The sequence below is a fragment of the Streptomyces sp. NBC_01497 genome, assembly GCF_036250695.1.
Lineage (GTDB): Bacteria > Actinomycetota > Actinomycetes > Streptomycetales > Streptomycetaceae > Streptomyces.
This window is the reverse complement of the sequence record NZ_CP109427.1, coordinates 3,472,992-3,497,848: the sequence shown is the minus strand read 5'-3', so window position 1 is coordinate 3,497,848 and position 24,857 is coordinate 3,472,992. Positions and strand designations below refer to the sequence as shown.

Annotated in this window: 20 protein-coding genes and 2 rRNA genes; 17 read left to right on the top strand and 5 right to left on the bottom strand. The window is 70.1% G+C overall.

The annotated features are described in order from the left end of the window. The first annotated feature begins 113 nt into the window (after positions 1–113). The 10 genes from OG310_RS14925 (at position 114) to OG310_RS14880 (ending at position 11,047) form a co-directional block, all read left to right on the top strand. A 23S ribosomal RNA gene (locus OG310_RS14925) occupies positions 114–3,235 on the top strand. An 80-nt stretch (positions 3,236–3,315) separates the two neighbouring features. After that, positions 3,316–3,432, top strand: a 5S ribosomal RNA gene (gene rrf / locus OG310_RS14920). 325 nt (positions 3,433–3,757) lie between these two features. Further along, positions 3,758–4,402 (top strand): HAD family hydrolase, encoded by a 645-nt coding sequence (locus OG310_RS14915; RefSeq protein ID WP_329456368.1) that lies wholly within the window; start codon positions 3,758–3,760, stop codon positions 4,400–4,402. Between the two features lie 65 nt (positions 4,403–4,467). Beyond that, positions 4,468–5,709 carry an MFS transporter gene (locus tag OG310_RS14910; protein ID WP_329456367.1) on the top strand — a complete coding sequence of 414 codons (1,242 nt, stop codon included), beginning with the start codon at positions 4,468–4,470 and terminating at the stop codon, positions 5,707–5,709. Further along, complete coding sequence (locus OG310_RS14905; protein ID WP_329456366.1) at positions 5,669–6,850, top strand: acetoin utilization protein AcuC; 1,182 nt, start codon at positions 5,669–5,671, stop codon at positions 6,848–6,850. Before OG310_RS14910 ends, OG310_RS14905 begins: the two co-directional genes overlap by 41 nt. Before the next feature lie 417 nt (positions 6,851–7,267). Further along, the gene (locus OG310_RS14900; RefSeq protein ID WP_329456365.1) at positions 7,268–8,083 is read left to right on the top strand and encodes a phosphatase; all 816 of its coding nucleotides are present in this window, start codon (positions 7,268–7,270) and stop codon (positions 8,081–8,083) included. 128 nt (positions 8,084–8,211) lie between these two features. Then, positions 8,212–8,424, top strand: coding sequence for a helix-turn-helix domain-containing protein (locus OG310_RS14895; RefSeq protein ID WP_329456364.1), 213 nt, complete (start codon positions 8,212–8,214; stop codon positions 8,422–8,424). 121 nt (positions 8,425–8,545) lie between these two features. Beyond that, entirely contained in the window at positions 8,546–8,644 is a 99-nt protein-coding gene (locus OG310_RS14890) for a 30S ribosomal protein bS22 (RefSeq protein WP_003948845.1), read from the top strand. Positions 8,645–8,805: 161 nt separating this feature from the next. Continuing rightward, a complete protein-coding gene (locus OG310_RS14885) occupies positions 8,806–9,957 on the top strand; it encodes an NAD-dependent epimerase/dehydratase family protein (protein ID WP_329456363.1) in 1,152 nt (383 codons plus the stop codon). A 1-nt stretch (position 9,958) separates the two neighbouring features. Continuing rightward, positions 9,959–11,047, top strand: coding sequence for a lysophospholipid acyltransferase family protein (locus OG310_RS14880; RefSeq protein ID WP_329456362.1), 1,089 nt, complete (start codon positions 9,959–9,961; stop codon positions 11,045–11,047). 101 nt (positions 11,048–11,148) lie between these two features. On the opposite strand, the gene OG310_RS14875 is transcribed toward OG310_RS14880, so the two are convergent. The 3 genes from OG310_RS14875 to OG310_RS14865 form a co-directional block, all read right to left on the bottom strand. Further along, entirely contained in the window at positions 11,149–12,411 is a 1,263-nt protein-coding gene (locus OG310_RS14875) for a DUF5667 domain-containing protein (RefSeq protein WP_329456361.1), read from the bottom strand. A 259-nt stretch (positions 12,412–12,670) separates the two neighbouring features. Next, positions 12,671–13,474 carry an ECF subfamily RNA polymerase sigma factor, BldN family gene (locus OG310_RS14870; protein ID WP_329456360.1) on the bottom strand — a complete coding sequence of 268 codons (804 nt, stop codon included), beginning with the start codon at positions 13,472–13,474 and terminating at the stop codon, positions 12,671–12,673. A gap of 656 nt (positions 13,475–14,130) precedes the next feature. Then, on the bottom strand, positions 14,131–15,090 hold the full coding sequence (locus OG310_RS14865) for an HAD family hydrolase (RefSeq protein ID WP_329456359.1): 960 nt from the start codon (positions 15,088–15,090) through the stop codon (positions 14,131–14,133). Between the two features lie 151 nt (positions 15,091–15,241). On the opposite strand from OG310_RS14865, the gene OG310_RS14860 reads away from it, so the two are divergent. From OG310_RS14860 to hemB, 6 genes are all read left to right on the top strand, one after another. Next, on the top strand, positions 15,242–15,577 hold the full coding sequence (locus tag OG310_RS14860; RefSeq protein WP_329456358.1) for a glutaredoxin family protein: 336 nt from the start codon (positions 15,242–15,244) through the stop codon (positions 15,575–15,577). Between the two features lie 359 nt (positions 15,578–15,936). Further along, positions 15,937–16,767, top strand: coding sequence for a redox-sensing transcriptional repressor Rex (locus OG310_RS14855; RefSeq protein WP_329456357.1), 831 nt, complete (start codon positions 15,937–15,939; stop codon positions 16,765–16,767). Beyond that, on the top strand, positions 16,764–18,101 hold the full coding sequence (locus OG310_RS14850) for a glutamyl-tRNA reductase (RefSeq protein WP_329456356.1): 1,338 nt from the start codon (positions 16,764–16,766) through the stop codon (positions 18,099–18,101). The genes OG310_RS14855 and OG310_RS14850 overlap by 4 nt, the downstream gene beginning before the upstream one ends. Continuing rightward, positions 18,098–19,090: a hydroxymethylbilane synthase gene (gene hemC, locus OG310_RS14845; RefSeq protein WP_329456355.1), complete on the top strand. Its 993-nt coding sequence runs from the start codon at positions 18,098–18,100 to the stop codon at positions 19,088–19,090. Before OG310_RS14850 ends, hemC begins: the two co-directional genes overlap by 4 nt. Further along, on the top strand, positions 19,087–20,745 hold the full coding sequence (locus OG310_RS14840; RefSeq protein ID WP_329456354.1) for a bifunctional uroporphyrinogen-III C-methyltransferase/uroporphyrinogen-III synthase: 1,659 nt from the start codon (positions 19,087–19,089) through the stop codon (positions 20,743–20,745). The genes hemC and OG310_RS14840 overlap by 4 nt, the downstream gene beginning before the upstream one ends. A 356-nt stretch (positions 20,746–21,101) precedes the next feature. Then, positions 21,102–22,097, top strand: coding sequence for a porphobilinogen synthase (hemB, locus tag OG310_RS14835; protein WP_329456353.1), 996 nt, complete (start codon positions 21,102–21,104; stop codon positions 22,095–22,097). A gap of 215 nt (positions 22,098–22,312) precedes the next feature. Here the strand turns inward: hemB and OG310_RS14830 are convergent, their stop codons facing one another. After that, the gene (locus tag OG310_RS14830) at positions 22,313–23,308 is read right to left on the bottom strand and encodes a quinone oxidoreductase family protein (RefSeq protein ID WP_329456352.1); all 996 of its coding nucleotides are present in this window, start codon (positions 23,306–23,308) and stop codon (positions 22,313–22,315) included. A 109-nt stretch (positions 23,309–23,417) separates the two neighbouring features. Between OG310_RS14830 and OG310_RS14825 the strand changes: the two genes are divergently transcribed. Then, on the top strand, positions 23,418–24,080 hold the full coding sequence (locus OG310_RS14825; RefSeq protein ID WP_329456351.1) for a TetR family transcriptional regulator: 663 nt from the start codon (positions 23,418–23,420) through the stop codon (positions 24,078–24,080). A gap of 128 nt (positions 24,081–24,208) precedes the next feature. Here OG310_RS14825 and OG310_RS14820 read toward each other — a convergent pair whose 3' ends face one another. Beyond that, positions 24,209–24,781, bottom strand: a complete 573-nt coding sequence (locus OG310_RS14820; protein WP_329456350.1) for a DUF4232 domain-containing protein — start codon at positions 24,779–24,781, stop codon at positions 24,209–24,211. Positions 24,782–24,857 lie beyond the last annotated feature (76 nt).

Here is a 24,857-nt window from a genome sequence, read left to right as displayed (position 1 = left end):
GGGCGAAAGCTTGGTGTCTTCGGGTTGCCGGCCCCAGTGAACTCGCCTGTTTGGGTGGGGTGATGGGTGGCTGGTCGTTGTTTGAGAACTGCACAGTGGACGCGAGCATCTGTGGCCAAGTTTTTAAGGGCGCACGGTGGATGCCTTGGTACCAGGAACCGATGAAGGACGTGGGAGGCCGCGATAGGCCCCGGGGAGCTGTCAACCGAGCTTTGATCCGGGGGTGTCCGAATGGGGAAACCCGGCAGTCGTCATGGGCTGTCACCCGCACCTGAACTCATAGGGTGTGTGGAGGGAACGAGGGGAAGTGAAACATCTCAGTACCCTCAGGAAGAGAAAACAATAGTGATTCCGGGAGTAGCGGCGAGCGAAACTGGATCAGGCTAAACCGTTCACGTGTGATACCCGGCAGGGGTTGCGTGGGCGGGGTCGTGGGAGTGGACTTTCATTGTCTGCCGGCAGTGAGGCGAGTCAGAAACCGTATGGATAGGCGAAGGGCATGCGAAAGGCCCGGCGTAGAGGGTAAGACCCCCGTAGCTGAAATCTGTACGGCTCGTTTGTTTATTTCCCAAGTAGCACGGGCCTCGAGAAATCCTGTGTGAATCTGGCGGGACCACCCGCTAAGCCTAAATATTCCCTGGTGACCGATAGCGGATAGTACCGTGAGGGAATGGTGAAAAGTACCGCGGGAGCGGAGTGAAATAGTACCTGAAACCGTGTGCCTACAAGCCGTGGGAGCGTCGCATGCAAGCTTGCTTGCATGTCGTGACTGCGTGCCTTTTGAAGAATGAGCCTGCGAGTTTGCGGTGTGTTGCGAGGTTAACCCGTGTGGGGGAGCCGTAGCGAAAGCGAGTCCGAATAGGGCGATTTAGTAGCGCGCTCAAGACCCGAAGCGGAGTGATCTAGCCATGGGCAGGTTGAAGCGGCTGTAAGAGGTCGTGGAGGACCGAACCCACCAGGGTTGAAAACCTGGGGGATGACCTGTGGTTAGGGGTGAAAGGCCAATCAAACTCCGTGATAGCTGGTTCTCCCCGAAATGCATTTAGGTGCAGCGTCGTGTGTTTCTTACCGGAGGTAGAGCACTGGATAGGCGATGGGCCTTACCGGGTTACTGACCTTAGCCAAACTCCGAATGCCGGTAAGTGAGAGCACGGCAGTGAGACTGTGGGGGATAAGCTCCATGGTCGAGAGGGAAACAGCCCAGAGCATCGACTAAGGCCCCTAAGCGTGCGCTAAGTGGGAAAGGATGTGGAGTCGCAGAGACAACCAGGAGGTTGGCTTAGAAGCAGCCACCCTTGAAAGAGTGCGTAATAGCTCACTGGTCTAGTGATTCCGCGCCGACAATGTAGCGGGGCTCAAGCGTACCGCCGAAGTCGTGTCAATCCAGCGTATAGCCCCAACGGGTGCTGGGTTGGGTAGGGGAGCGTCGTGTGCCGGGTGAAGCCGCGCCGGAAGGCAGTGGTGGACGGTTCACGAGTGAGAATGCAGGCATGAGTAGCGATTCACACGTGAGAAACGTGTGCGCCGATTGACTAAGGGTTCCTGGGTCAAGCTGATCTGCCCAGGGTAAGTCGGGACCTAAGGCGAGGCCGACAGGCGTAGTCGATGGATAACCGGTTGATATTCCGGTACCCGCTGTAGAGCGTCCAGTATCGAATCCTCTGATGCTAAGGCCGTGAAGCCGCCCTGATCTCTTCGGAGTTGAGGGGAGTGGTGGAGCCGCTGGTCCAAGGTGGTAGTAGGTAAGTGATGGGGTGACGCAGGAAGGTAGTCCATCCCGGGCGGTGGTTGTCCCGGGGTAAGGGTGTAGGACGTGTGGTAGGTAAATCCGCCATGCATGTGTCTGAGACCTGATGCCGAGCCGATTGTGGTGAAGTGGATGATCCTATGCTGTCGAGAAAAGCCTCTAGCGAGTTTTATGGCGGCCCGTACCCTAAACCGACTCAGGTGGTCTGGTAGAGAATACCGAGGCGTTCGGGTGAACTATGGTTAAGGAACTCGGCAAAATGCCCCCGTAACTTCGGGAGAAGGGGGGCCATTCTTGGTGATCTGTCTTGCACAGTGAGCTGGGGGTGGCCGCAGAGACCAGCGAGAAGCGACTGTTTACTAAAAACACAGGTCCGTGCGAAGCCGTAAGGCGATGTATACGGACTGACGCCTGCCCGGTGCTGGAACGTTAAGGGGACCGGTTAGTCACATTTCGGTGTGGCGAAGCTGAGAACTTAAGCGCCAGTAAACGGCGGTGGTAACTATAACCATCCTAAGGTAGCGAAATTCCTTGTCGGGTAAGTTCCGACCTGCACGAATGGCGTAACGACTTCTCGACTGTCTCGACCATAGGCCCGGTGAAATTGCAGTACGAGTAAAGATGCTCGTTTCGCGCAGCAGGACGGAAAGACCCCGGGACCTTTACTATAGTTTGATATTGGTGTTCGGTTCGGCTTGTGTAGGATAGGTGGGAGACTGTGAAGCTTGGACGCCAGTTCAGGTGGAGTCATTGTTGAAATACCACTCTGGTCGTGCTGGATGTCTAACCTGGGTCCGTGATCCGGATCAGGGACAGTGTCTGATGGGTAGTTTAACTGGGGCGGTTGCCTCCCAAAGGGTAACGGAGGCGCCCAAAGGTTCCCTCAGCCTGGTTGGTAATCAGGTGGTGAGTGTAAGTGCACAAGGGAGCTTGACTGTGAGACTGACGGGTCGAGCAGGGACGAAAGTCGGGACTAGTGATCCGGCGGTGGCTTGTGGAAGCGCCGTCGCTCAACGGATAAAAGGTACCCCGGGGATAACAGGCTGATCTTCCCCAAGAGTCCATATCGACGGGATGGTTTGGCACCTCGATGTCGGCTCGTCGCATCCTGGGGCTGGAGTCGGTCCCAAGGGTTGGGCTGTTCGCCCATTAAAGCGGTACGCGAGCTGGGTTTAGAACGTCGTGAGACAGTTCGGTCCCTATCCGCTGCGCGCGCAGGAGTCTTGAGAAGGGCTGTCCCTAGTACGAGAGGACCGGGACGGACGAACCTCTGGTGTGCCAGTTGTCCTGCCAAGGGCATGGCTGGTTGGCTACGTTCGGGAGGGATAACCGCTGAAAGCATCTAAGCGGGAAGCCTGCTTCGAGATGAGGACTCCCACCCACTTGATGGGGTAAGGCTCCCAGTAGACGACTGGGTTGATAGGCCGGAGATGGAAGCCAGGTGACTGGTGGAGTTGACCGGTACTAATAGGCCGAGGGCTTGTCCATAGATGCTCGCGTCCACTGTGTTGGTTCTGAAACCACGAACAGCTGTGTTTATTCCGGTTGTGTTGATTGTTTCATAGTGTTTCGGTGGTTATAGCGTAGGGGAAACGCCCGGTTACATTCCGAACCCGGAAGCTAAGCCTTACCGCGCCGATGGTACTGCAGGGGGGACCCTGTGGGAGAGTAGGTCGCTGCCGAACAATTTTTAAATGGGGAAGGGCCCGCACATGGTGCGGGCCCTTTTCGCGTTCCCGGACCCTTTTTCGCGTCGTTCGCCGCTCGTCGTTCGCGACGCGGCCGAATGCCGAATGTCGAAAACCGTTTCCGGCCGGGGCCGGCATGCGGGCCCTCTTCGCGTCCACTGTGCCCCTGACCGGGGGACGCCGGGGAACCCGGGCATGTTCGCCCCGGCGGCGCATACCAGCAGCGGTCCCGACGTCGCGGCGGCGGGTCGCGCTGGTCGGCCCACAGCCGCCGCCCCGTCCGGGGCGGGTGCGGCCGAGGGGCACCTCTAGGGTCGTGAGCATGCGCTATGACCTGATCATCTTCGACAACGACGGGGTCCTCGTCGACAGCGAGCCGATCTCCAACACGATCCTGGCCGCGTACCTCACCGAGCTGGGCCATCCCACCACCTACGAGGAGTCGGTCCGGGACTTCATGGGGGCTGCCCTGCACCGCGTGCACGATCTGGTCGGGGAGCGCACCGGGCAGGCGCTGCCGGACGATTTCGACGACACCCTGCACGCGCGGGTGTTCGCGGCGTTCGAGCGTGAACTCGAACCGGTGGCGGGGGTGTCGGAGGTCCTGAAGGGGCTGCGTGCGGACGGTGTCGCCTACTGTGTGGCGTCCTCGGGCAGCCACGAGCGGATCCGGGTCGGGCACCGCAGGACGGGGCTCGACCGGTGGTTTCGTGAGGACACCGTCTTCAGCGCGGAGGATGTCGGGCGCGGCAAGCCGGCGCCCGACCTCTTCCTGCACGCGGCCCGCCGCATGGGCGTCGCCCCCGAGCGGTGTGCCGTGGTCGAGGACAGCCCGCTGGGGCTCGCCGCGGGGCGGGCCGCCGGGATGGACGTGTACGCCTTCACCGCGATGACACCGGTCGCCGAACTTGCGGGTGCCGGTGGGTACTTCTCCGTGATGGAGGAGCTCCCGGCGCTGCTCGCGTAGCCCTCGCCGATTGGGTGTGTGCTTTCTCTACCCAGCGGTAGCCACGCGTTCTACGCTGTCGCGCCATGACGGATGCGCGGCTGCGGCGGGGCCGGATCTCCCTCGGTGTGGGCTTCTTCGCCCAGGGGGTGACGTTCGCCCTGCTGGTGACCCGTATCCCGGCGATCCAGGACCGGTACGGGATTTCCGACGGGCTGCTGCCGGTGTTCCTGGCGGCCGTGCCCGTCCTCGCCGGTGCCGGGAGTGTGCTGACCGAACGGATCGTGGCGCGGGCGCGGCCCGCGGTGGTGCTGCGGTGCCTGCAGCCGGTGGTGATGCTGGCGCTCCTGGGGGTCGGCGCGGGCAGCGAGGTGTGGCAGGTCGCCGTGTCGCTCGGGGCGTTCGGGCTCGCGGTGGGCGGCCTCGACGCGTCGATGAACATGCTGGGAGTGAGCCTTCAGCGGACGTACGGGCGGAGCATCATGCTGGGCTTCCACGCCGTGTACAGCCTCGGTGGGATCCTCGGGGCGTCGCTGGCCTGGGTCGGTGCGCACGGGAACCTGTCGCTGTTCGTCTCGTACCTGCCGGCGGTGGTGGTGCTGCTGCCCGTGGCGCTGGTCGGCAGCCGCTGGTACGTGGACGCCGACGCGCCGGATGCCGTGGGCGGGCCTGTGGTGGTCGCGCGGGAGCCGGGAGGCGGTGCGGCGGGCGGTGCTCCGCGTGTGGTGTTCCGGGCGCTGCTGCCGCTGTGCCTGGTGATGGCGTTCGCGTACATCGGGGACTCGACCGTTTCCAACTGGTCGGCGAAGTACCTGCAGGACACTTTGGGCAGTTCCGCGGAGCTCGCGACCGTCCCGTACAACGCGTACATGGTCACGACGCTGATCGGGCGGGCCCTGGGGGACTTCGGGGTGCGGCGGTTCGGTCCTGTGCTCGTGGTGCGCTGCGGGTCGCTGCTGGCGGCGCTGGGGTTCGCGGTGGTGGCGGTGGCGCCCGGTCCGTGGTCCGGCATTCTCGGCTTCACGCTGCTGGGGTTCGGTCTGTGTGTGCTGGTGCCGCAGTGTTTCGCGGCGGCGGGCCGGTTGTTCCCCGGCGCGAGCGACGCGGCCGTCGCGCGCCTCAACATCTTCAACTATGTCGGTTTTCTGGTCGGTTCGCCGCTGGTGGGTGCCTTGGGCGATGCGTGGAGTTATCGGGGCGCGATGCTCGTGCCGATGGTGATGGTGGTGGCGACGTCGGCCTACGCCCGCTCGTTCGCCCGGGTGCCCGACGGATACGGTGGCGGGCATGACGGGCAAGAACGGCCGCGCACTGCTGATGTGGGATGACGCGGTCACGACGTACAGGTTCAGCGGGTCGCACCCGATGGACCCGGTGCGGCTCGCGCTGACCATGGCACTGGTACGGGCGTACGGGCTGGACGAGGAAGCCGAAGTTCGGTCGGCGCCACCGGCCGGGGACTCCACGCTGGGGCTCGTGCACCGGCAGGACTACGTGGACGCGGTACGGGCGGTGTCGGCGGACCCGCGTTCCGCGGACGGTTCGTACGGGCTCGGTACGGAGGACGACCCGGCGTTCGCGGGGATGCACGAGGCGTCGGCGCTGATCGCGGGCCTCTCGGTGGCGGCGGCCGAGGCGGTGTGGGCCGGGGAGGCCGCGCACGCGGTCAACTTCACGGGGGGACTGCACCACGCGATGCCCGCCGAGGCGTCCGGGTTCTGCGTCTACAACGACGCGGCTCTCGCGATCGCGCGGATGCTGGAGCTGGGTGCGGAGCGCGTCGCGTACATCGACACGGACGTGCACCACGGGGACGGTGTCCAGGCCGCGTTCTGGGAGGACCCGCGGGTCCTGACGATCTCGGTGCACGAGCATCCGCGGACGTTGTTCCCGGGTACGGGCTGGCCGACGGAGACCGGGTACGGCGCGGGTGAGGGCGGCGCGGTGAACGTGGCGCTTCCGGCGGGCACGGGCGACGCGGGCTGGCTGCGGGCGTTCCACGCGGTGGTGCCGGAGCTGCTTGCCGGGTTCCGGCCGCAGGTGGTGGTCTCGCAGCACGGCGCCGACACCCACTTCGAGGACCCGCTGGGGCACCTGGCGGTGTCCCTGGACGCGCAGCGCGCGGTGCAGTCCGCCTGTCATGACCTGGCGCACGAGTTCGCGGACGAGGGCCGGTGGCTGGCGCTCGGCGGCGGCGGGTACGCGGTGGTGGACGTGGTACCCCGGTCGTGGACGCATCTGGTGGGGATCGCGGCGCACCGCCCGGTCGGTCCCGAGTCAGTGCTCCCGGCGTCGTGGCGGGACGAAGTGTACGCACGGACACGGCAGTTGGGGCCGGGCCGGATGACGGACGGCGGGACGCCGGGGTGGCAGGCGTGGGAGACGGGTTACGACCCGGCGGACCGGCTGGACCAGGCGATCAGGGCGACCCGGCAGGCGGTGTTCCCGCTGCGGGGGCTGCTGCCGTAGCAGTGCGGACGGGCGTGGGGCTGCCGGCGTGGCGGCGCCGGCGGGTGCCGGTGGTGCTGCCGCAGCCGTGCCGCGAGGTGTCGGGCTGCCGCGCCGGCCCCGCTGTTACGTCTCGGGTGTTACGTCTCGGGCTGCCTGCGGCTGCTCCCGTGGCCGGGCTTCCGGGTGCCGGGCTGTCGTCGTGCTGCGGGTTGTCGCCGTGCTCCGGGCCCGGCGGGTGGCTGCCGTGCTTCGGGCGGCCGTGCGGGCACGTCGTACGACCGGGGGACACGCCCGGGGTGGGGCCCGGGGTCCGACCGGACGGGACGCGCCGTGCCGGCGGAGGCGTACCGTTCGTACAGGCGTGTGTTACGCCAACCGTGGGGCATCCCCGGGGATTGAGGGCGGCGGTCCGTGCGGTGCGGAAGCATCGGCCGGGTGCTGACTACCGGGGCGCTTCGGGCGCATTTGCTGGCGGCCCGTCTCGCCGGGCCCGTGGCCACCTCCCGGGAGGCGAGTCTGCTCGCCTACCGGCTGTTCGCCGCGCGGGATCCGCGGGTCACGCTGGGGCTCGCGCCCGAGCGGGGCTGGCAGGAGCGGGATCTGCTGCGGCTGATGGCGGACCGGTGCGGGGTGTCCGCCGATCCCCGCCAGGTGACCGGGGCCGATGTGATCGACCCGGAACGGACGTTGGACGCCCTGGACGCGTTCGCGCGGCGCCTCGCGGCGGCTGTGTCGCGTGGGGCGGCCGTGCTGTTCGGGACGGGGCATCCGGACCGGCTGCTGGGGTTCTACGGCGAACTCGCAGACGCTCTGTCGACGGCAGGATGTGAAGTCCTCATGCCGGCGCAGGGCAGGTGTGTCGACATAGCGACCCGGTTCGGTCTACGCACGTACCGCCTGGATTACGTCCGGGGTGTGGCGTTGGTGCGTGAGGAGGGAGTGCGGTGCGCCGGGAGTGAGACCGGCGCACATTCCCATTCGCCGCTGCCCGTACGGGTGGTCCTGGAGGCCGCGGCGGCCTCCGGCGGGCGGCTTCCCGAGCTGGTCGTGGGGGACCACGGGTGGGTCTGCGGCGCAGGTCAGCTCGGTGTCGAGGCGATCGCCCTGGCGGACACCGACGACCCGGCGGTGTTCGTCGGCGAAGCGGAGGGCAGGGTGTCCGTGGCGGTGCCGCTGGACGACGGTGCGCGCCCCGCCTACTACCGTCCGCTGGTGCGGTATGTACTCAATCGGGCCTGTCTGTCACAGTAATCAGCTGTGGGGTGCTCCTCTTCCCCACTCGTATCACCCGCCCCTACCCTGGTAGTGAGCGCACAGCGACGAAGAGTCACCGGAGGGGAAGCCGGGGGCCGTTGCAGTGCGGAAGGTACAGGTGGGTCATGGCTGCTGACAGCGAGAGGCCTCTCAACGAGGTCAAGTTCCTTACCGTGGCGGAAGTCGCCTCGGTGATGAGAGTGTCGAAGATGACCGTGTACCGCTTGGTGCACAGCGGTCATCTGCCGGCGATCCGGGTGGGCAGGTCTTTCCGGGTCCCGGAGCAAGCGGTTCACGAGTACCTCCGGGAGTCCTACGTGGGGGTGGAATCAGCCTGACGCAGACCCCCGGATCCCCTCGGATTACGTCCGGCACTCGGCGGCGGGTAGGCTGGCCCGACGTAGGTCGTGTGGGCCCAGACGCCCCGCACCGAGTGAGAAGAAGTGAGCGAGGGTAGTCGTGGGCTCTGTTATCAAGAAGCGGCGCAAGCGGATGGCCAAGAAGAAGCACCGCAAGCTGCTCAAGCGCACGCGCGTTCAGCGTCGCAACAAGAAGTGAGTCAGTCCCCGCGTACGCGGGGACGATGCCGGAAACGGCACGCTGTACGCAGTGGCGGCCCCTCTCACCGGTAACGGTGGAGGGGCCGCCATGTCGCATGTCCTGAACCTGTGCGTTCGTGAACCGGTCGGTTCGTGATCCGTTGAGGAAAGGCGCTGTCCGTGGGCAGAGTGGTGCTCGTCACTGGAGCCGCCCGGCAGCTCGGGGGCCGTCTCGTACGGCACCTGCGGCGTGAGCCGGGTGTGGAACGGGTCGTCGCGGTGGACGCGGTCGATCCGGGCCACGCACTGGACGGCGCGGTGTTCGTCCGTGCCGACATCCGCAGGCCGGCGATAGCGCGGGTGCTGGCGGAGCACCGGGTGGACACGGTCGTCCACATGGATGTGACGGGCACTCCGCTCGGCGGCGGCAGCCGCGCCTCCGTCAAGGAGAGCAATGTGATCGGCACCATGCAGCTGCTCGGTGCCTGCCAGAAATCCCCCGCCGTACGCCGGCTCGTCGTGAAGTCGAGCACGAGCGTGTACGGGTCGGCGCCGCGCGATCCCGCCGTCTTCACGGAGACGATGCCGCCGAAGTCCCTGCCGAGCGGCGGCTTCGCGAAGGACGCGGTCGAGGTCGAGGGGTACGTACGGGGCTTCGCGCGCCGGCGGCCCGATGTCGCGGTGTCCGTGCTGCGGTTCGCCAACATCCTCGGTCCTACGGCGGACACGCCGCTCGGCGAGTACTTCTCGCTGCCGCTGCTGCCCACGGTGTTCGGTTACGACCCGCGGCTCCAGTTCGTGCACGAGGACGACGTGATCGGCATCCTGCTGCTCGTGGCCGACGAGGAGCGCAGCGGATCGCGGAGCAGCGGCACGTTCAACGTGGCCGGTGACGGGGTGCTGCTGCTGTCGCAGTGCGCGCGCCGGCTCGGCAGGCCGACGGTGCCGGTGCTGCTGCCCGCGGTGACCTGGATGGGCTCCGCGCTGCGCACGACGGGCATGACGGACTTCGCGCCGGAACAGATCAGGCTGCTCACGCACGGCCGGGTCGTGAGTACGGACCAGATGCGCGAGACGCTGGGGTTCGCTCCCGCGTACACGACGGCCGGTGCCTTCGAGGCGTTCGCGCGGGGCCGGGGTGCGGGCCTGCTGCCGCCGGAGACGGCCGGGGCGCTCGTGGACCGCCTGTCGGCGGTGGCGGGCCGGGCGACGGGGTACGCCGCGGACCGGTTCGGTGACTTCCTGGAGTACGACGGCGGTGACGGCGGCCGCGCCGGTGCGCGGGGCGCGGGCGACGGTGTGAGCGGCGACGCGGGCAAGGAGCGCGACTGACATGGCCGATGCCAAGGTGATCCCGTTCGGTGACGGGAGCGGTAAGCGTCCGCGCGGGCGGGGAACGGGGCGCGGCGGGGGGCACGAACGGCCGGCGGGCGCGGGACGTCCCCCGTTGCGGCCGGTGCCGGAGCCGGGGGCCGGTGGCGGCTCCGGCCCCGCGGACGGCTCCGGTGCGGGCTCGGGTGGCTCCTTCGACGCGGGCGGTGCCCGCCCCGGCGACGGCGGGGGCCGGCCCGAGGACGGCCGGCCGGGCTGGGAGGAGCGGATCGCGAGCGGGCTCGCGTTCCTGCGGCGCCGGGTGACGGGCGAGTACGAGGTCGACGACTTCGGCTATGACAAGGACCTCACCGACCAGGTGCTGATGTCGTTGATCAGGCCCGTGTACGAGAACTACTTCCGGGTCGAGGTCAAAGGCATCGAGAACATCCCGTCGGAGGGCGGCGCGCTGGTGGTGGCGAACCACTCGGGGACGCTGCCGCTGGACGGGCTGATGATGCAGGTCGCCGTGCACGACCACCACCCGGCGGACCGGCACCTGCGGCTGCTCGCGGCGGACCTGGTGTTCATGCTGCCGGTCGTCAACGAGCTGGCCCGCAAGGCGGGTCACACGCTGGCGTGCGCGGAGGACGCGGAGGAGCTCCTCGGCCGGGGCGAGGTCGTCGGCGTGATGCCGGAGGGATTCAAGGGGCTCGGCAAGCCGTTCGCGGAGCGCTACAAGCTCCAGCGGTTCGGGCGGGGCGGCTTCGTGTCGACGGCGCTGCGGGCGGGCGTGCCGATCGTGCCGTGCTCGATCGTCGGGGCGGAGGAGATCTACCCGATGCTGGGCAACTCGAAGACGCTGGCGCGGCTGCTGGGAATCCCGTACTTCCCGCTGACGCCGACCTTCCCCTGGCTGGGGCCGCTCGGGGTGGTGCCGCTGCCGACGAAATGGACGATCCAGTTCGGTGCGCCGATCGCGACGGACGGGTATCCGCCGGAGGCGGTGGAGGACCCGATGCTGATGTTCAACCTCACGGACCAGGTGCGGGAGCAGATCCAGCACACGTTGTACAAGCTGCTGGTGCAGCGCAGGTCGGTGTTCTTCTGAGGCGTGCGCGACCGCGTCGTGCGTGACGTGCGACCGCAGGCGTGAGGGGGGTGGTTCCCTGGCGGGGAACCACCCCCCTCACGGTGTGCGTGCGGTGCGCCCTACTGCCCCTCGTCCGCGTCGTGCTCGTCGATGCCGAGACCGGGCAGCAGCCCGGGCAGCAGCGGCGGGAGCGTGACGTCGGGCGCGGGGGCACCCGGGACCTGGTCCTCCGGCGGGGCCGCCGGGTCGGAGGCGGGTCCCGACGGCGGGTCGACGAGGCCGCCCGCGGCGCCGCCGATCAGGCCGCCCTGGTGGGACGAGTTCGCCGAACCGCCGTCCGTACCGGACGGGGAGGGTGAGCCGTGTCCCTGGCCGGAGCCGTTCTGGCCGTGGCTCTCGCCCGCGCTCGGGGCGGCGGGCGAGGGCTTGCGGTGCTTGCCGGTACCGGGCGTCCCGGCGCTCTGGGTGGCGTCGGGCGCGGAGCCGGACTGGGTGCTGTCGGGCCCCGGGAGCTTCGACTTCAGCGGGGCGACGTCCTGGTCTATGGCCGCGAAGACCGAGTTGACCTCGTTGCCGACGTCGGTGAGCTGCACCGGAAGGCGCCCGCGCAGCCCGTCCCACGCCTGCCGGTGCGAGGCGGCGAACGACGACAGGGTCGCCATCGGCGCCAGCGAGCCGTTCTTCTCGTAGGCCGCGTGGAGCAGGCGGTGGCCCTCCGAGGCGTCGTCCTTCATCCCCGTGAGGGTGCGGCGGATCTCGGTCAGGGACTCGTGGTCGAGGTGCCCGGTGCGGTCCCGTTCCATGAGTCTTCGCGCCTCGGCGAGCCGGGTGGACGCGTGGTCGAGATAGAGGCCGCCGCGTGCGGAGTCGTTGTCCGCCAGGTCGATTCTGATGTCCTCCATGCCGCGTTTGAGCCCGTAGAGCGAGTCACCGGGCAGTGCGTCGGAGCTGGCAGCGGCGACTCCGCTGAAGGCGCCCGCCGCCACACCGACCGTGAGGCCACCTGCGGCGAGGCTCTTCGACCAGCGGGACCTCGGCCGCAGCCGGCCGAGGGGGGACGCCCGGTGGGCGCCCTTCGATGTGCGCTGCTCGGGCACGGTAGGGCCCGGGGATCCCTGACCGGCCGTGCCTTCCTGCAGCATGGCCTCCATGGCGGCCACGAGCTGTGCCCGTTGCACCACTTTGACCTCGGGGTCCAGCATGGGCTTCGGCATTTCGCCGAGGCTGTTCGCCAGGCCCAACAGCCGCCTCTGGTCGGCTGGTTCGGCATGTTCGGCGGCCGGCTCGGCCGACTGCGCCGTCGCCGAGCCCGGGTCGCTCCTGTCGTCCAGGGTCTGGGCGAAGGCGTTCGCCCGCCGGTGTGCCGAGACGTTCGCGATCACTGGCGGCACCTCCTCTCGTCATGACGGTCGACTCCCCTGGGGGTCCGATGAGGATCGACCCGCGTGCGCGGGGGACACAGGGAGCCTGCATCCCGCACAACGAGCGGTGCCGCACTTGGGTTACGCGCGGACGGCGATCGGACCACAGTGTCACCACTCTGTCAACGCAGCGTGATGGAGAGGGGGTTGAGGACTGGTCTGCGTGGGGGGTGCTCAGAGCCGCCCGGCGTGGGCCGGGCGGCCGTAAAGGAGGGTGCTGTCAGCGCGCGTCGTCGGGCAGCAGCCGGGCGAGCGTGCGTACGGCGCGGTACTGGAGGGTCTTGATCGCGCCCTCGTTCTTCCCCATGACGCGGGCGGTCTCGGCGACCGAGAGGCCCTGGAGGAAGCGGAGCGTGACGCACTCCTGCTGCTGCGGGTTGAGTTTGCGTACGGCTTCGAGCAGCGCGGCGTTGGAGAGGGACTCCAGGACGGAGTCCTCCGGGCTGCGCTCGACCTCGTTGGCGTCCAGCATTTCGCCGGTGGTCACTTCGAGCCGGAACCTGCTCGACTTGAAGTGGTCGGCGACCAGGTTGCGGGCGATGGTGACGAGCCAGGCGCCGAAGTCACGGCCCTGCCAGGTGAAGGTGGAGATCCTGCGCAGGGCGCGCAGGAAGGTCTCGCTGGTGAGGTCCTCAGCGGTGGCCCGCCCGCCCACCCGGTAGTAGATGTAGCGGTAGACGGTGTCGCTGTACTGGTCGTACAGCCGGCCGAAGGCGTCGGCCTCGCCGGCCTGGGCGCGCTCGACCAGGTCCATCATCCGCGCGCTGTCGCTGTCGGCGGTGGGGCGGCGTGCGGTGGTCGGGGTGGAGCCGGTCGCGCCCCTGGCGCGGCCGCTCCTCCTGCCGACCGCCGCCCCACCGCTCGCCAGGGCATAGCAAGGACCGATAGGGCCGCTCACGGCAGGGGCCGGTGCGGCGAGTGCGGGTACGGCGTACGCGGTGGCGACAAGACCGCGCAAGTGGTCCAGGACCGTTGCGCGCAGCGTAGCCAGGCCCGAGGCGTCAACCCCGACGTGTGAGTACACGGGTCTCCCAGAGGCAGAGCTTCCATCACGTGCAGTGCGGGACCCCTTACTCGTTGTCGCGAGCTGGGGTCCGGTATGCGTCTGAGGAGAATAACGCTTCGTACAGGCGGTGCTACACCGAGTTGCTCAAATCATCGATTACGTCGCTTCAGTGACGGCTCATCGATGGTTCAAGTAGCGGATGGTGACCGGTTGCTGATCGGATTGCGTCAAGATCTGATCACCAGCACGGCGGCCCGGGGGACTGCCGGCAGGCGGCGAATCGGACACACCAACGACATTCGTACGAGTGACATCACGCTGGGCACGCGCGTGGTGCGGATCGCGTGGTCGGGTGGGGTCCGGTGCCGGGGGCGGGGTCGCTCCCACGGGTACGCACCGTGTTCGTGCGGAGCGTGAGGGCGTCCCGGCGTGGTCGTCACACAGCGCAGCCGGACCGGCCCCGCGCGGCGGCGTCCGGCGGGGGCCGGAGAGGGAGGCCAGAGCGAGAGACGGAGCGGGAGCCGGGGCCGGAGCGAGGGTGCCGGGGCCGGACGGAGAGCACCGGACCGACAGCCGGGAGCCGGGAGACAGGCGCTTCGGGGGCGCCAGGAGACGGGTGCGGGAGGGCGGGGAGGCGGAGTCGAACGGCGGAGGCTGTGCGGGGCCCGTCCGGGTCAGCGGCGGCGGCGGTGCAGGGCGACGGCCGCCGCGGTGCCGCCCGCGAGCGCGCCGAAGCCCGCCGCGGCCGGGATGCCGACCTTCACGGCCTTGCGGCCGGTGCGGTAGTCGCGCAGCCGCCAGCCGCGTTCGCGGGCGTGCTTGCGGAGCTTGGCGTCGGGGTTGATCGCGTGCGGGTGGCCCACCAGGGACAGCATCGGGATGTCGTTGTGCGAGTCGCTGTACGCGGCGCAGCGCGGCAGGTCGAAGCCCTCGGCCGCGGCGAGTGCCCGTACGGCCTCGGCCTTCGCGGGGCCGTGCAGCGGCTCTCCGACGAGACGGCCGGTGTAGACGCCGTCCACGGATTCGGCGACGGTGCCGAGCGCGCCGGTCAGGCCGAGCCTGCGGGCGATGATCGTCGCGGTCTCGACGGGCGCGGCCGTCACGAGCCAGACCTGCTGGCCCGCGTCGAGGTGGGCCTGGGCGAGGGCACGGGTGCCGGCCCAGATGCGGTCGGCCATGTACTCGTCGTAGATCTCGTCGCTGATCGACATCAGTTCGGCGACGCGGTGGCCCTTGACGATGGACAGTGCGGAATCCCGTACGTCCTGCATGTGGTCGGGGTCCTCGACGCCCGCGAGCCGGAACCAGGCCTGCTGCCACGCGAAGCGGGCCAGCTCGCGGCGCTGGAAGAACTTCCTCTTGTACAGGCCCCTGCTGAGGTGGAAGATCGCGGCGCCCTGCATGACGGTGTTGTCGAGGTCGAAGAACGCGGCGGCGCGTACGTCGCCGAAGACCGGGAAGTCGGGTACCACTTCCGCCGGGACGCCGGGCTCCTCGCCCGGGCGCCCGTCGCGGTCGACGAGGCCGACGTCCGCGGTGGACCTGCGGGCGGCCTCGGCTGCGGCCTCGCCCGCCAGGACGCTCCTGGGTGTGGCGGAGCGCCTGCGCGGAGTGAGCCATCCGAGTGCGGCCATGTGGTGAGCATAACCAGTCCCGTTCGGCCTTCCTGCCGCGAAGGGGCGCCCCGGGTGTGAACACTCGCCGACCGATGTGTTAATCGGCACACATGATGATCGATGGGGGGCCCTGGACAACGGGCGGTCCCCGTCGGCGCGGAGGCGGAGAATGGCAGGCATGACCCCTCTGCTGCGGCGTACGAAGAAGGACGGGGCGGCCACCGGCCGGGAGCGCGGCCCGCGGGCGGGCGGCGCTGATCCCGCGCCCCCGCGCTGCGTGACACTCATCTCCAAGCCGGGCTGCCATCTGTGCGACGACGCCCGCGTGGTGGTGGAGCGGGTCTGCGCCCAGGCCGGCGCGGTCTTCGAGGAGAAGGACATCACCACCGACGACGCGCTGCGTGACGCGTACTGGGAGCAGATCCCCGTGGTCCTCGTCGACGGCGAGCAGCACACCTTCTGGCGGGTGGACGAGGAGCGGCTCCTGCGCGCACTCGCGCCCTGAGCCCGGCCGCGCGATCCGCGATCCCCGTCCCCCCGCGGGCGGGGATCCTGAGGAAGGGCGGGTCTCCTGGGAAAGGCGGTTACGATCGCGGGTGCTTCGCCGGTGCGCCGTGCCGGCGTCGATCCGACGGGGGCGTCCGGGTGAGAGGTGTGGCCGGCATGCGCCCTGGTCCGAGGCAACGGTCCGACCTCGTGGTTGGTTCCGCCGTTACGCGATCCGAGCGCGTGACCCCGGTCACTTTGGTCAGACAAAACGGACACCATCTTTGTGCACGCGTTCACAAAGACATAGCCTGCACTCGACGGGGCGGCCACGAAACGCACGACCGCCTGCAACCCCGCTCATCCCGCAGGAGCACCGTGGCAACTGGCCGAACGCACCGACCGGCGACTCGCAGCCGAGGCATTCCCGAGGCCACCGTCGCCAGGCTCCCGCTCTATCTGCGGGCGCTCACCGGCCTCTCCGAGCGCTCGGTGCCCACGGTCTCCTCCGAGGAGCTCGCCGCCGCCGCCGGGGTCAACTCGGCGAAGCTGCGCAAGGACTTCTCGTACCTCGGCTCCTACGGCACCCGCGGTGTCGGCTACGACGTCGAGTACCTCGTCTACCAGATCTCCCGCGAGCTCGGCCTGACCCAGGACTGGCCCGTCGTGATCGTCGGTATCGGCAACCTCGGCGCCGCGCTCGCCAACTACGGCGGGTTCGCCTCCCGGGGGTTCCGGGTCGCCGCCCTGATAGACGCCGACCCGGCCATGGCGGGCAAGCCCGTCGCCGGGATCCCCGTGCGCCACTCCGACCAGCTCGAAGACATCATCCGGGACAACGGTGTGTCCATCGGTGTCATCGCCACCCCGGCGGGAGCGGCCCAGCAGGTCTGCGACCGGCTCGTGGCCGCCGGGGTCACCTCGATCCTCAACTTCGCGCCGACCGTGCTGACCGTCCCGGACGGGGTGGACGTGCGGAAGGTCGACCTGTCCATCGAGCTGCAGATCCTCGCGTTCCACGAGCAGCGCAAGGCCGGTGAGGACATGCCGGACGTACCGCCGCCACCGCCGACGACCGTCGCGCAGGACGGCGCCGCGCACACCGCCGCCGGGGCGGGTACCGCGCCCGCCGGCGGCGGCACCGCGCCCACCGCGGGCCGCGGCCGCAAGGGACCCGAAGGCGAGCTGCCCGCGGTGATGCCGGCATGAGCCTCCTGGTCGTGGGCCTCAGCCACCGCAGCGCACCCGTCAGCGTGCTGGAGCGGGCCTCGCTCCCCGCCGACGCGCAGGTCAAGCTGTTGCAGGACAGCCTGGCGACGGAACCCGCCACCGAGGCGGCGGTTCTCGCCACCTGCAACCGCATCGAGCTGTACGCCGACGTCGACAAGTTCCACGCGGGCGTCGCCGAGCTGTCCACACTCCTCGGCCGGCACAGCGGCGTCGGGCTCGACGAGCTCACCCCGTACCTCTATGTGCACTACGAGGACCGGGCCGTCCACCACCTGCTCTCGGTGGCCTGCGGCCTGGACTCGATGGTCATAGGGGAGGGGCAGATCCTCGGACAGATCAAGGACGCCCTCGCCCTCGGCCAGGACCTGCACACCGCGGGCCGCCTGCTGAACGACCTGTTCCAGCAGGCGCTGCGGGTCGGCAAGCGCGCCCACAGCGAGACCGGCATCGACCGGGCGGGCCAGTCCCTCGTCACCTTCGGCCTCCAGCAGCTCGCCGGCGCCGACGGCGTCGACACCTGGGCCAAGGGCAAGCGGGCCCTCGTCATCGGCGCCGGGTCCATGTCCTCGCTCGCCGCCGCCACCCTCGCCAGGGCGGGCGTCGCCGAGATAGTGATCGCCAACCGCACGGCCGCCCGCGCCGAGAGGCTGGTGGAGATCCTCCAGCAGCCCGGCGGCACCGGGGTGCGGGCCCGCGCCGTCGGAATGGGCGCCGTCGACAGTGAGCTGAGCGCCGCCGACATCGCCGTGTCCTGTACCGGCGCCACCGGCCTCGTGCTGAGCGGCGACGCGGTCCGCGCCGCCGTGCACGGCCGGCCGGACGGCGCGCGGCTCGCGCTCCTCGACCTCGCGATGCCCCGTGACATCGACGCCGACGCCCACCGGGTGGACGGCGTCACCTTCGCCGACATCGAGACCCTCGCCGACGCGTCCGCCGACGCGCCGATGGCCGCCGACGTGGACAAGGTCCGCGCGATCGTCTCCGAAGAGGTCGCCGCGTTCGGTGCCGCGCAGCGCGCGGCGCACATCACGCCGACGGTCGTCGCGCTGCGCGCCATGGCCGCCGACGTCGTCGCCGGGGAGATCGCCCGGCTCGACAGCAGACTTCCCGGCCTGGACGAGAAGGAGCGTGCCGAGATCACGCGTACCGTGCGGCGCGTCGTCGACAAGCTCCTTCATGCGCCGACCGTGCGCGTCAAGCAGCTCGCCGCCGAGCCCGGCGGCGCCGGATACGCGGACGCGCTGCGTGAGCTGTTCGACCTGGACCCGCAGACGGTCGCCGCCGTCAGCCGTGCCGACCGGGGCCGGGCATGAACGCCCCCGCGGCGTCCCCGCCCGCCGGCCTGCCCGCCCGGCCACTGCGCCTGGGCACCCGTCGCAGCCCCCTCGCGAAGGCGCAGTCCCAGCAGATCGCCGACGCCGTCGCCGAACTGTCCGGCCGCCCCGTCGAGCTGGTCGAGATCACCACGTACGGGGACACCTCCCGCGAGCGCCTCGCGCAGATCGGCGGCAGCGGCGTCTTCGCCACCGCCCTGCGCGACGCGCTGCTGCTCGGTGACGTCGACCTCGCGGTGCACTCGCTCAAGGACCTGCCGACGGCGCAGCCCGACGGCCTCGTCATCGCCGCCGTCCCGCCCCGCGAGGACCCGCGCGACGTGCTCGTCGCCCGCGACGGGCTCACGTTCGCCGGACTCCCGGACGGCGCCCGCGTCGGCACGGGCTCCGCGCGCCGTTCCGCGCAGCTCCTCGCCCATGCCCGCGGCCACGGCCGCGCCCTTCAGATCGTGCCGGTCCGGGGAAACGTAGACACCCGGATCGGGTACGTCCACGACGGGGAGCTCGACGCTGTCGTGCTCGCCGCCGCGGGCCTCAACCGCCTCGGCAGGAGCGGGGAGGTCACCGACATCCTGTCGGCCGACACCGTCCTGCCCGCTCCCGGCCAGGGAGCGCTCGCTGTAGAGTGCGCGGCGGTCAACGTAGACCTCGCCACTTTGCTCGCCGAGCTCGACGACCCGGACACCCGGGCCGCCGTGACCGCCGAGCGGTCCCTGCTCGCCGCCCTGGAGGCCGGCTGCAGCGCTCCCGTGGGAGCCCTCGCCGACCTGCTGGCCGACGGGCAGATTGTCAACGAAATGCGCCTGCGTGGCGTCGTCGGTACCGCCGACGGCTCGACGCTGGTGCAGCTGTCCACCACCGGTCCCGTACCCGCGTCGCACCAGCACGCTCTCGCGCTCGGGCGCGAACTCGCGTCCGAGATGCTTGCCAAAGGTGCGGCCGGTCTTATGGGGGAGCGAGCACTTTGAGCCCCACCACCACTGACCATCCGGCCCACTCCGCATCGGGGTACGTCACCTTTCTCGGTGCCGGACCCGGAGACCCGGGTTTGCTGACGCTGCGCGCCGTCGAGGCGCTCGCGGGGGCGGACGTACTGATTGCCGAGCCCGAAGTGCTCGACGTCGTACGCACGCATGCCCGCGACAGTGTGAGCACGCCCGCGCTGACGGTCGTTGATGACGCGTCAACAGCCGCCGGTATCCCCGCGATCAGGGATGCCGCCAATCTTGTCATGGAGGCCGCGCGGGGCGGCAAGCGGGTCGTCCGTGCGGTCACCGGGGATCCGGGACTGGACGGCGACGCCGGCCGCGAGATGCTCGCCTGCGCCTCCGCGGGGATCCGTTTCGAGGTCGTGCCCGGCATCGCCGCCGCCGTCGGGGTGCCCGCTTACGCGGGCGTTCCCCTGCGGGACGCGCAAGGCACCGACGTACGGTTCGTCGACGCGCGCACCGCGAGCGAGCGCTGCTGGGGCGAGGTCGGAGCGAGCGACGGCACCGCCGTCGTCTCCACGACACTCGACACGGTCGTCGCCACGGCGGGCGAACTCGTCGCGGCCGGCCGCAAACCGGACACCCCGATCACCGTCACCGCCGCCGGCACGACGACGCGCCAGCGCACCTGGACGGCGACCCTCGGCACCATCGCGGGCACCCTCAAACAGGCGAAGGTGCTGCCGTCGCCCGACGGGCACCAGTCCGTCATAGCCGTCGTCGGCGAGCGCAGCTCCGCCGCGCAGCGCGAGCAACTCGCCTGGTTCGAGTCCAAGCCGCTGTTCGGCTGGAAGGTGCTCGTGCCGCGCACCAAGGAGCAGTCGGCGTCGCTGTCCGACCAGCTCAGGTCGTACGGCGCCGTGCCGCACGAGGTACCGACCATCGCGGTGGAACCGCCGCGCACGCCCCAGCAGATGGAACGTGCGGTCAAGGGTCTCGTCACCGGCCGGTACGAGTGGATCGCCTTCACGTCCGTCAACGCCGTCAAGGCCGTGCGCGAGAAGTTCGAGGAGTACGGGCTCGACGCCCGCGCGTTCGCGGGCATCAAGGTCGCCGCGGTCGGCGAGGCCACCGCCGCTTCGCTCATCGACTTCGGCGTCAAGCCGGACCTCGTGCCGAGCGGTGAGCAGTCCGCGGCCGGACTGCTGGAGGACTGGCCGCCGTACGACCCGGTCTTCGACCCGATCGACCGGGTGTTCCTGCCGCGGGCCGACATCGCCACGGAGACGCTGGTCGCCGGGCTGATCGAACTGGGCTGGGAGGTCGACGACGTCACCGCCTACCGGACGGTGCGCGCGTCGCCGCCGCCGGCCGAGACCCGTGAGGCGATCAAGGGCGGCGGGTTCGACGCCGTGCTGTTCACGTCGTCCTCCACGGTGCGCAACCTCGTCGGTATCGCGGGCAAGCCGCACAACGTGACGGTGATCGCGTGTATCGGCCCCGCCACGGCGAAGACGGCGGAGGAACACGGCCTGCGGGTCGACGTCCTCGCCCCCGAGCCGTCGGTGCACAGGCTGGCCGAGGCGCTGGCGGCGTTCGGCACGGCGCGGCGCACGGCCGCGCTGGAGGCGGGCGACCCGGTCACCCGGCCCAGCGAGCGCAGGCCCGGCGCGCGTCGGCGGCGCACCACCTGACGCGAACGGGCTGGGACAGGCGCTGAGCACGGGCGCGGGACACGAACACGTCCCGCGCCCGTCGGCGTACGGTCCGCCGCCGGTCCCGGTGCTGCGCCGGTCCCGCGGGTACGGTCCAGCACGGCACCGGCTCCCGCGCCCCGCGCGGTCGCCCCCGGACCTGCTCCCTCGCCCAGGCAGGGCCCGCCCCCGGACCGTCTCCCGCGCCGACGCCTCGTCGGCAAATGACCCCTCCGGCCGGGCGTAGCGTGGAGAGGACGGCCCCGGCCCGCGCACATCGCGGGGCGCCGTCCGGGCCGCTGCCCACCCGCACCCGGCCGCTCCATCCGACGCGACTTCGCACGAGGCGACTTCTCATGACTGTGTACGGATCGTTCCCCGGCGCCCGCCCCCGGCGGCTGCGCACCACGCCCGCGATGCGGCGGATGGTCGCCGAGACGCGGCTGCACGCGGCCGACCTGATCCTGCCCGCGTTCGTACGGGAGGGCATCGACGCGCCCGTACCACTCGCCACCATGCCCGGTGTCGTGCAGCACACCCTGGACACCATCCGGAAGGCCGCGGTCGAGGCCGTGGCGGCGGGGGTGTCGGGGATCATGCTGTTCGGCGTGCCCGAGGACGCGAAGAAGGACGCCGCCGGTACCGCGGGCACCGACCCCGACGGGATCCTGCAGCAGGCGATCCGCGCGGTGAAGGCCGAGACCGGCGACGACCTCATCGTGATGTCCGACCTGTGCCTCGACGAGTACACCGACCACGGGCACTGCGGTGTGCTGACCTCCGACGGCCGCGTCGACAACGACGCCACGCTGGAGCGGTACGCGGAGATGGCGCAGGTGCAGGCCGACGCGGGCGTCCACGTCGTGGGCCCCAGCGGCATGATGGACGGCCAGGTCGGTGTGGTCCGCGACGCGCTGGACACCATCGGCAAGGAAGACGTGTCGATCCTCGCCTACACCGCGAAGTACTCCTCCGCCTTCTACGGGCCGTTCCGTGAGGCCGTCGGCTCGTCGCTGCGGGGCGACCGCAAGACGTACCAGCAGGACCCGGCGAACGTCCGCGAGTCGCTGCGCGAGCTGGCGCTCGACCTGGAGGAGGGCGCCGACATGGTGATGGTCAAGCCCGCCCTCCCGTACCTGGACGTCCTCGCGCGGGTCGCCGACGAGGTGGACGTGCCGGTCTGCGCGTACCAGATCAGCGGCGAGTTCGCGATGGTCGAGGCGGCGGCGGAGAAGGGCTGGATCGACCGGGACGCGGCGATCCTGGAGACCCTGACCAGCATCAAGCGGGCCGGCGCCGGGATGATCCTGACGTACTGGGCGAGCGAGGTCGCGGGGAAGCTGGCGCGCTGAGCGTGCGTGCCCGGACGCGGTGAGCGTTCGTACGGGGATGCGCTGAGTGGTTCGTACGGGGATGCGCTGAGCGTTTTGTGCGCGGACGCGCTGAGCGGTTCGTACGGGGATGCGCTGAGCGTTTGGTACGCGGACGCGCGTGCCGGCTGTCCGGCCCGAGGCGCGGTCCGGACCGGGCCGCACGGCGCTCCGGCCGGCCCGGCCCGGGGGGCGGGTCACGCCGGGGTGTCGGGGACGAGGACGATCCGGCCGGTGAGCGAGCGGTTCTCCATCCGTTCGTGCGCGGTCGCCGCCTCGGAGAAGGGCAGCACCTCGATCTCCATCTCGCCCAGTCCCGCCGTGAGCGCGGTGCGGGCCGCTTCGAGCGCGGGACGGATCGCGTCGGGGTGCGAGGGCAGGTAGGCGGCGGAGTTGAAGCCCGAGACGGTGACGCTGCGCTGCCACAGGTCGTTGCTGGGGAACGCGTGGTCCCAATCGCCACCGGCGTTTCCGCCGACCAGCAGCCGGCTGCCGGGCCCCATCAGATCCAGGCTCCGGGTGCGGACGTCCCCGCCCACCGGATCGATGACGATGTCGAACGTCTCTCCCGCCAGGGCCTCGGTCATCGCGGCGGAGTCGACGATCCGGTCATACGGCAGCCGGCTGCGCCCCGCCTCCTCCAGCCTGCCCGCACGTACCGTCCCGACGACCCGGGAGGCGCCGAGCTGCGTGGCGATGCCCGGGAACGCGGCGGAGAACCCGCCGAGCGCGCCGTGCACCAGGACGCTCTCGCCCTTCGCCAGGTGGGCGACGCGCGTGAGGGCGACATGGGCCATGGCCGCGTTGGGAAGCACGGAGACCGCGAGCGCGGAGTCGACGTCGAAGCCGTCGAGCGAGACGACGAGCGCCGGGTCCGTCAGGTAGACGGACGCGTACCCGCCCGTGCCGATGGCGGCCGACATGGAGACGACCCGCTCTCCCACCGTGAAGCCGGTCACCCCCTCGCCGAGTTCGCGGACGGTGCCGGCGACTTCGAGACCGGGGACGAAGGGCGCCTGCGGCATGCCCGGACGGTCCTTGTAGAGCCCCTGCCGCAGGAAGACGTCCACGAGGCCGACGGCGGCATGGGTGACGTCGATGGTCATCCGGCCCGGTCCGGGCTCGGGCGCCGCCACTTCCGTGACGCCGAGTACCGACGGGGCTCCGAACGCGGCGGCTTGTACGGCCTGCATGGATCTCACTCCTCAACGAACACGCGATTTTTAACGCACCTCGTGATGCGCTAACCACGCTACACCTCGCGGGGGCGTAGCGCATCTTCGAGTGCGTTAAAGTTGATGTATGCAGCAGAGAGCCCGCTCCGTCGAGGACAAGGCGCGCCGCACGGAGGATCTCCTGGCGGCCGCCGAGGCAGAAGCCCGCGCCCGGGGCGGAGTCCGCTTCGTCACGCTGGCGTCCGTCACCGAGCGGGCAGGGATGCACCGCACCGGCGTGCGGCGCTACTTCGCGAGCAGGGAGGAACTCCTGCTCGCCCTCGCGGAGGACGGCTGGCGGCGGTGGAGCGCGTCCGTACGCGAACAGTGCCGCGCCGGCACGCGTCTGTCACCGGAAGCCGCCGGGCTGCTGCTCGCCGACACCCTCGCGGAACAGCCGGTCTTCTGCGATCTCCTGACCCATGTCGCGCTCAGCCTCGAAGGGGACGTCTCCAAGGAACGCGCACGTCAGTACAAGACCCACGCCTTCGAGGCGCACGACGCGCTCGTGACCGCCCTGGAGACGGTGAGCGGCATGACGACCGCGCAGCTGGGCGCCCTGGTCGCGTCGGCGCTCTCGTTCGCCGGCAGCTTCTGGCAGATCTCCCACCCGACCCCGACGCTCGCCGCCCTCTACGACGAGGTCCCGGAATGGGGCCATGTCGCCCTGGACTTCACGCCGAGGCTCCGGCTCCTGCTCCGCTCGACCGCCCTGGGGCTCGTCACCACGCTGCCGGGCGGGGAGGGTTGAGCCTCGTGCGGTGTGGCGTGCGCCGTCGACCGTACGGGTTCCCCCGCAGTCTCGTGTCCCGGCCGTCGTGACGGGGCCGCGCCGGGCGGTGGTCAGTCGCCCGGCGCGGCGGTACGAAGCGGCGGCGGTTACCAGATAAGCGCGTCGGCCGCGTTGCTCTGCCAGTAGCTGACCTGGGCGTCGTCGTCGGTGTACGTGTTCTTCGGCAGCGCCGGGTGCGCGGCCGGGCCGACCGAGCCCTGGTCCTGGGCGCGCGGCATGAACCACACCTCCAGCTTCTTCGCGATGTGGCCGTGGGCCTTCGCCTTGGCGCGGTCCCCGCTGAGCGTGACCGACGCGTACGCCGACTGGCCCGGCTTCAGCACGACCACGGACTGCGGAATGCTGTCCTCTTCGATCTGCGTCGCGGACTGGGCGGCGTCGAAGCGCAGTGCCGGGGCGTAGTACGCGGCGCAGGTGGTCGTGCCGGTGTTCTTCGCCGTCAGCAGCAGGTGGTTGATCGGGCGGCTGACAGCGGACGCGGTCACCTTCGTGTGGGCTCCGGTGCAGGGCGCGATCACGGTGGTCTTCGTCGCCTTCGCCTTCACGGCGTGCGGGGCGCCGGTGGTCGCCGAGGCGGTGCCCGCGAGGGCGAGGACGGCGGCGAGCGCGGAGCCCGTGGCGAGGGCGGCGAAGCGGTTGCGGGCGCTGAAGCGGGACATGGGTGGAGTTCCCCGTTCGTTCGGTGGTGGTCGGTGGCCGGGCACCGACCGGGTGCTCCGGCCGGTGCTCCACCAC

Bases quoted from the DNA above. Each gene is read 5' to 3' on its own strand.
- OG310_RS14915 (WP_329456368.1), top strand. From the start codon at position 3,758: ATGCGCTATGACCTGATCATCTTCGACAACGACGGGGTCCTCGTCGAC.
- OG310_RS14910 (WP_329456367.1), top strand. From the start codon at position 4,468: ATGACGGATGCGCGGCTGCGGCGGGGCCGGATCTCCCTCGGTGTGGGC.
- OG310_RS14905 (WP_329456366.1), top strand. From the start codon at position 5,669: ATGACGGGCAAGAACGGCCGCGCACTGCTGATGTGGGATGACGCGGTC.
- OG310_RS14895 (WP_329456364.1), top strand. From the start codon at position 8,212: ATGGCTGCTGACAGCGAGAGGCCTCTCAACGAGGTCAAGTTCCTTACC.
- OG310_RS14880 (WP_329456362.1), top strand. From the start codon at position 9,959: ATGGCCGATGCCAAGGTGATCCCGTTCGGTGACGGGAGCGGTAAGCGT.
- OG310_RS14865 (WP_329456359.1), bottom strand. From the start codon at position 15,090: ATGGCCGCACTCGGATGGCTCACTCCGCGCAGGCGCTCCGCCACACCC.
- OG310_RS14860 (WP_329456358.1), top strand. From the start codon at position 15,242: ATGGCAGGCATGACCCCTCTGCTGCGGCGTACGAAGAAGGACGGGGCG.
- OG310_RS14850 (WP_329456356.1), top strand. From the start codon at position 16,764: ATGAGCCTCCTGGTCGTGGGCCTCAGCCACCGCAGCGCACCCGTCAGC.
- hemC (WP_329456355.1), top strand. From the start codon at position 18,098: ATGAACGCCCCCGCGGCGTCCCCGCCCGCCGGCCTGCCCGCCCGGCCA.
- hemB (WP_329456353.1), top strand. From the start codon at position 21,102: ATGACTGTGTACGGATCGTTCCCCGGCGCCCGCCCCCGGCGGCTGCGC.
- OG310_RS14830 (WP_329456352.1), bottom strand. From the start codon at position 23,308: ATGCAGGCCGTACAAGCCGCCGCGTTCGGAGCCCCGTCGGTACTCGGC.
- OG310_RS14825 (WP_329456351.1), top strand. From the start codon at position 23,418: ATGCAGCAGAGAGCCCGCTCCGTCGAGGACAAGGCGCGCCGCACGGAG.
- OG310_RS14820 (WP_329456350.1), bottom strand. From the start codon at position 24,781: ATGTCCCGCTTCAGCGCCCGCAACCGCTTCGCCGCCCTCGCCACGGGC.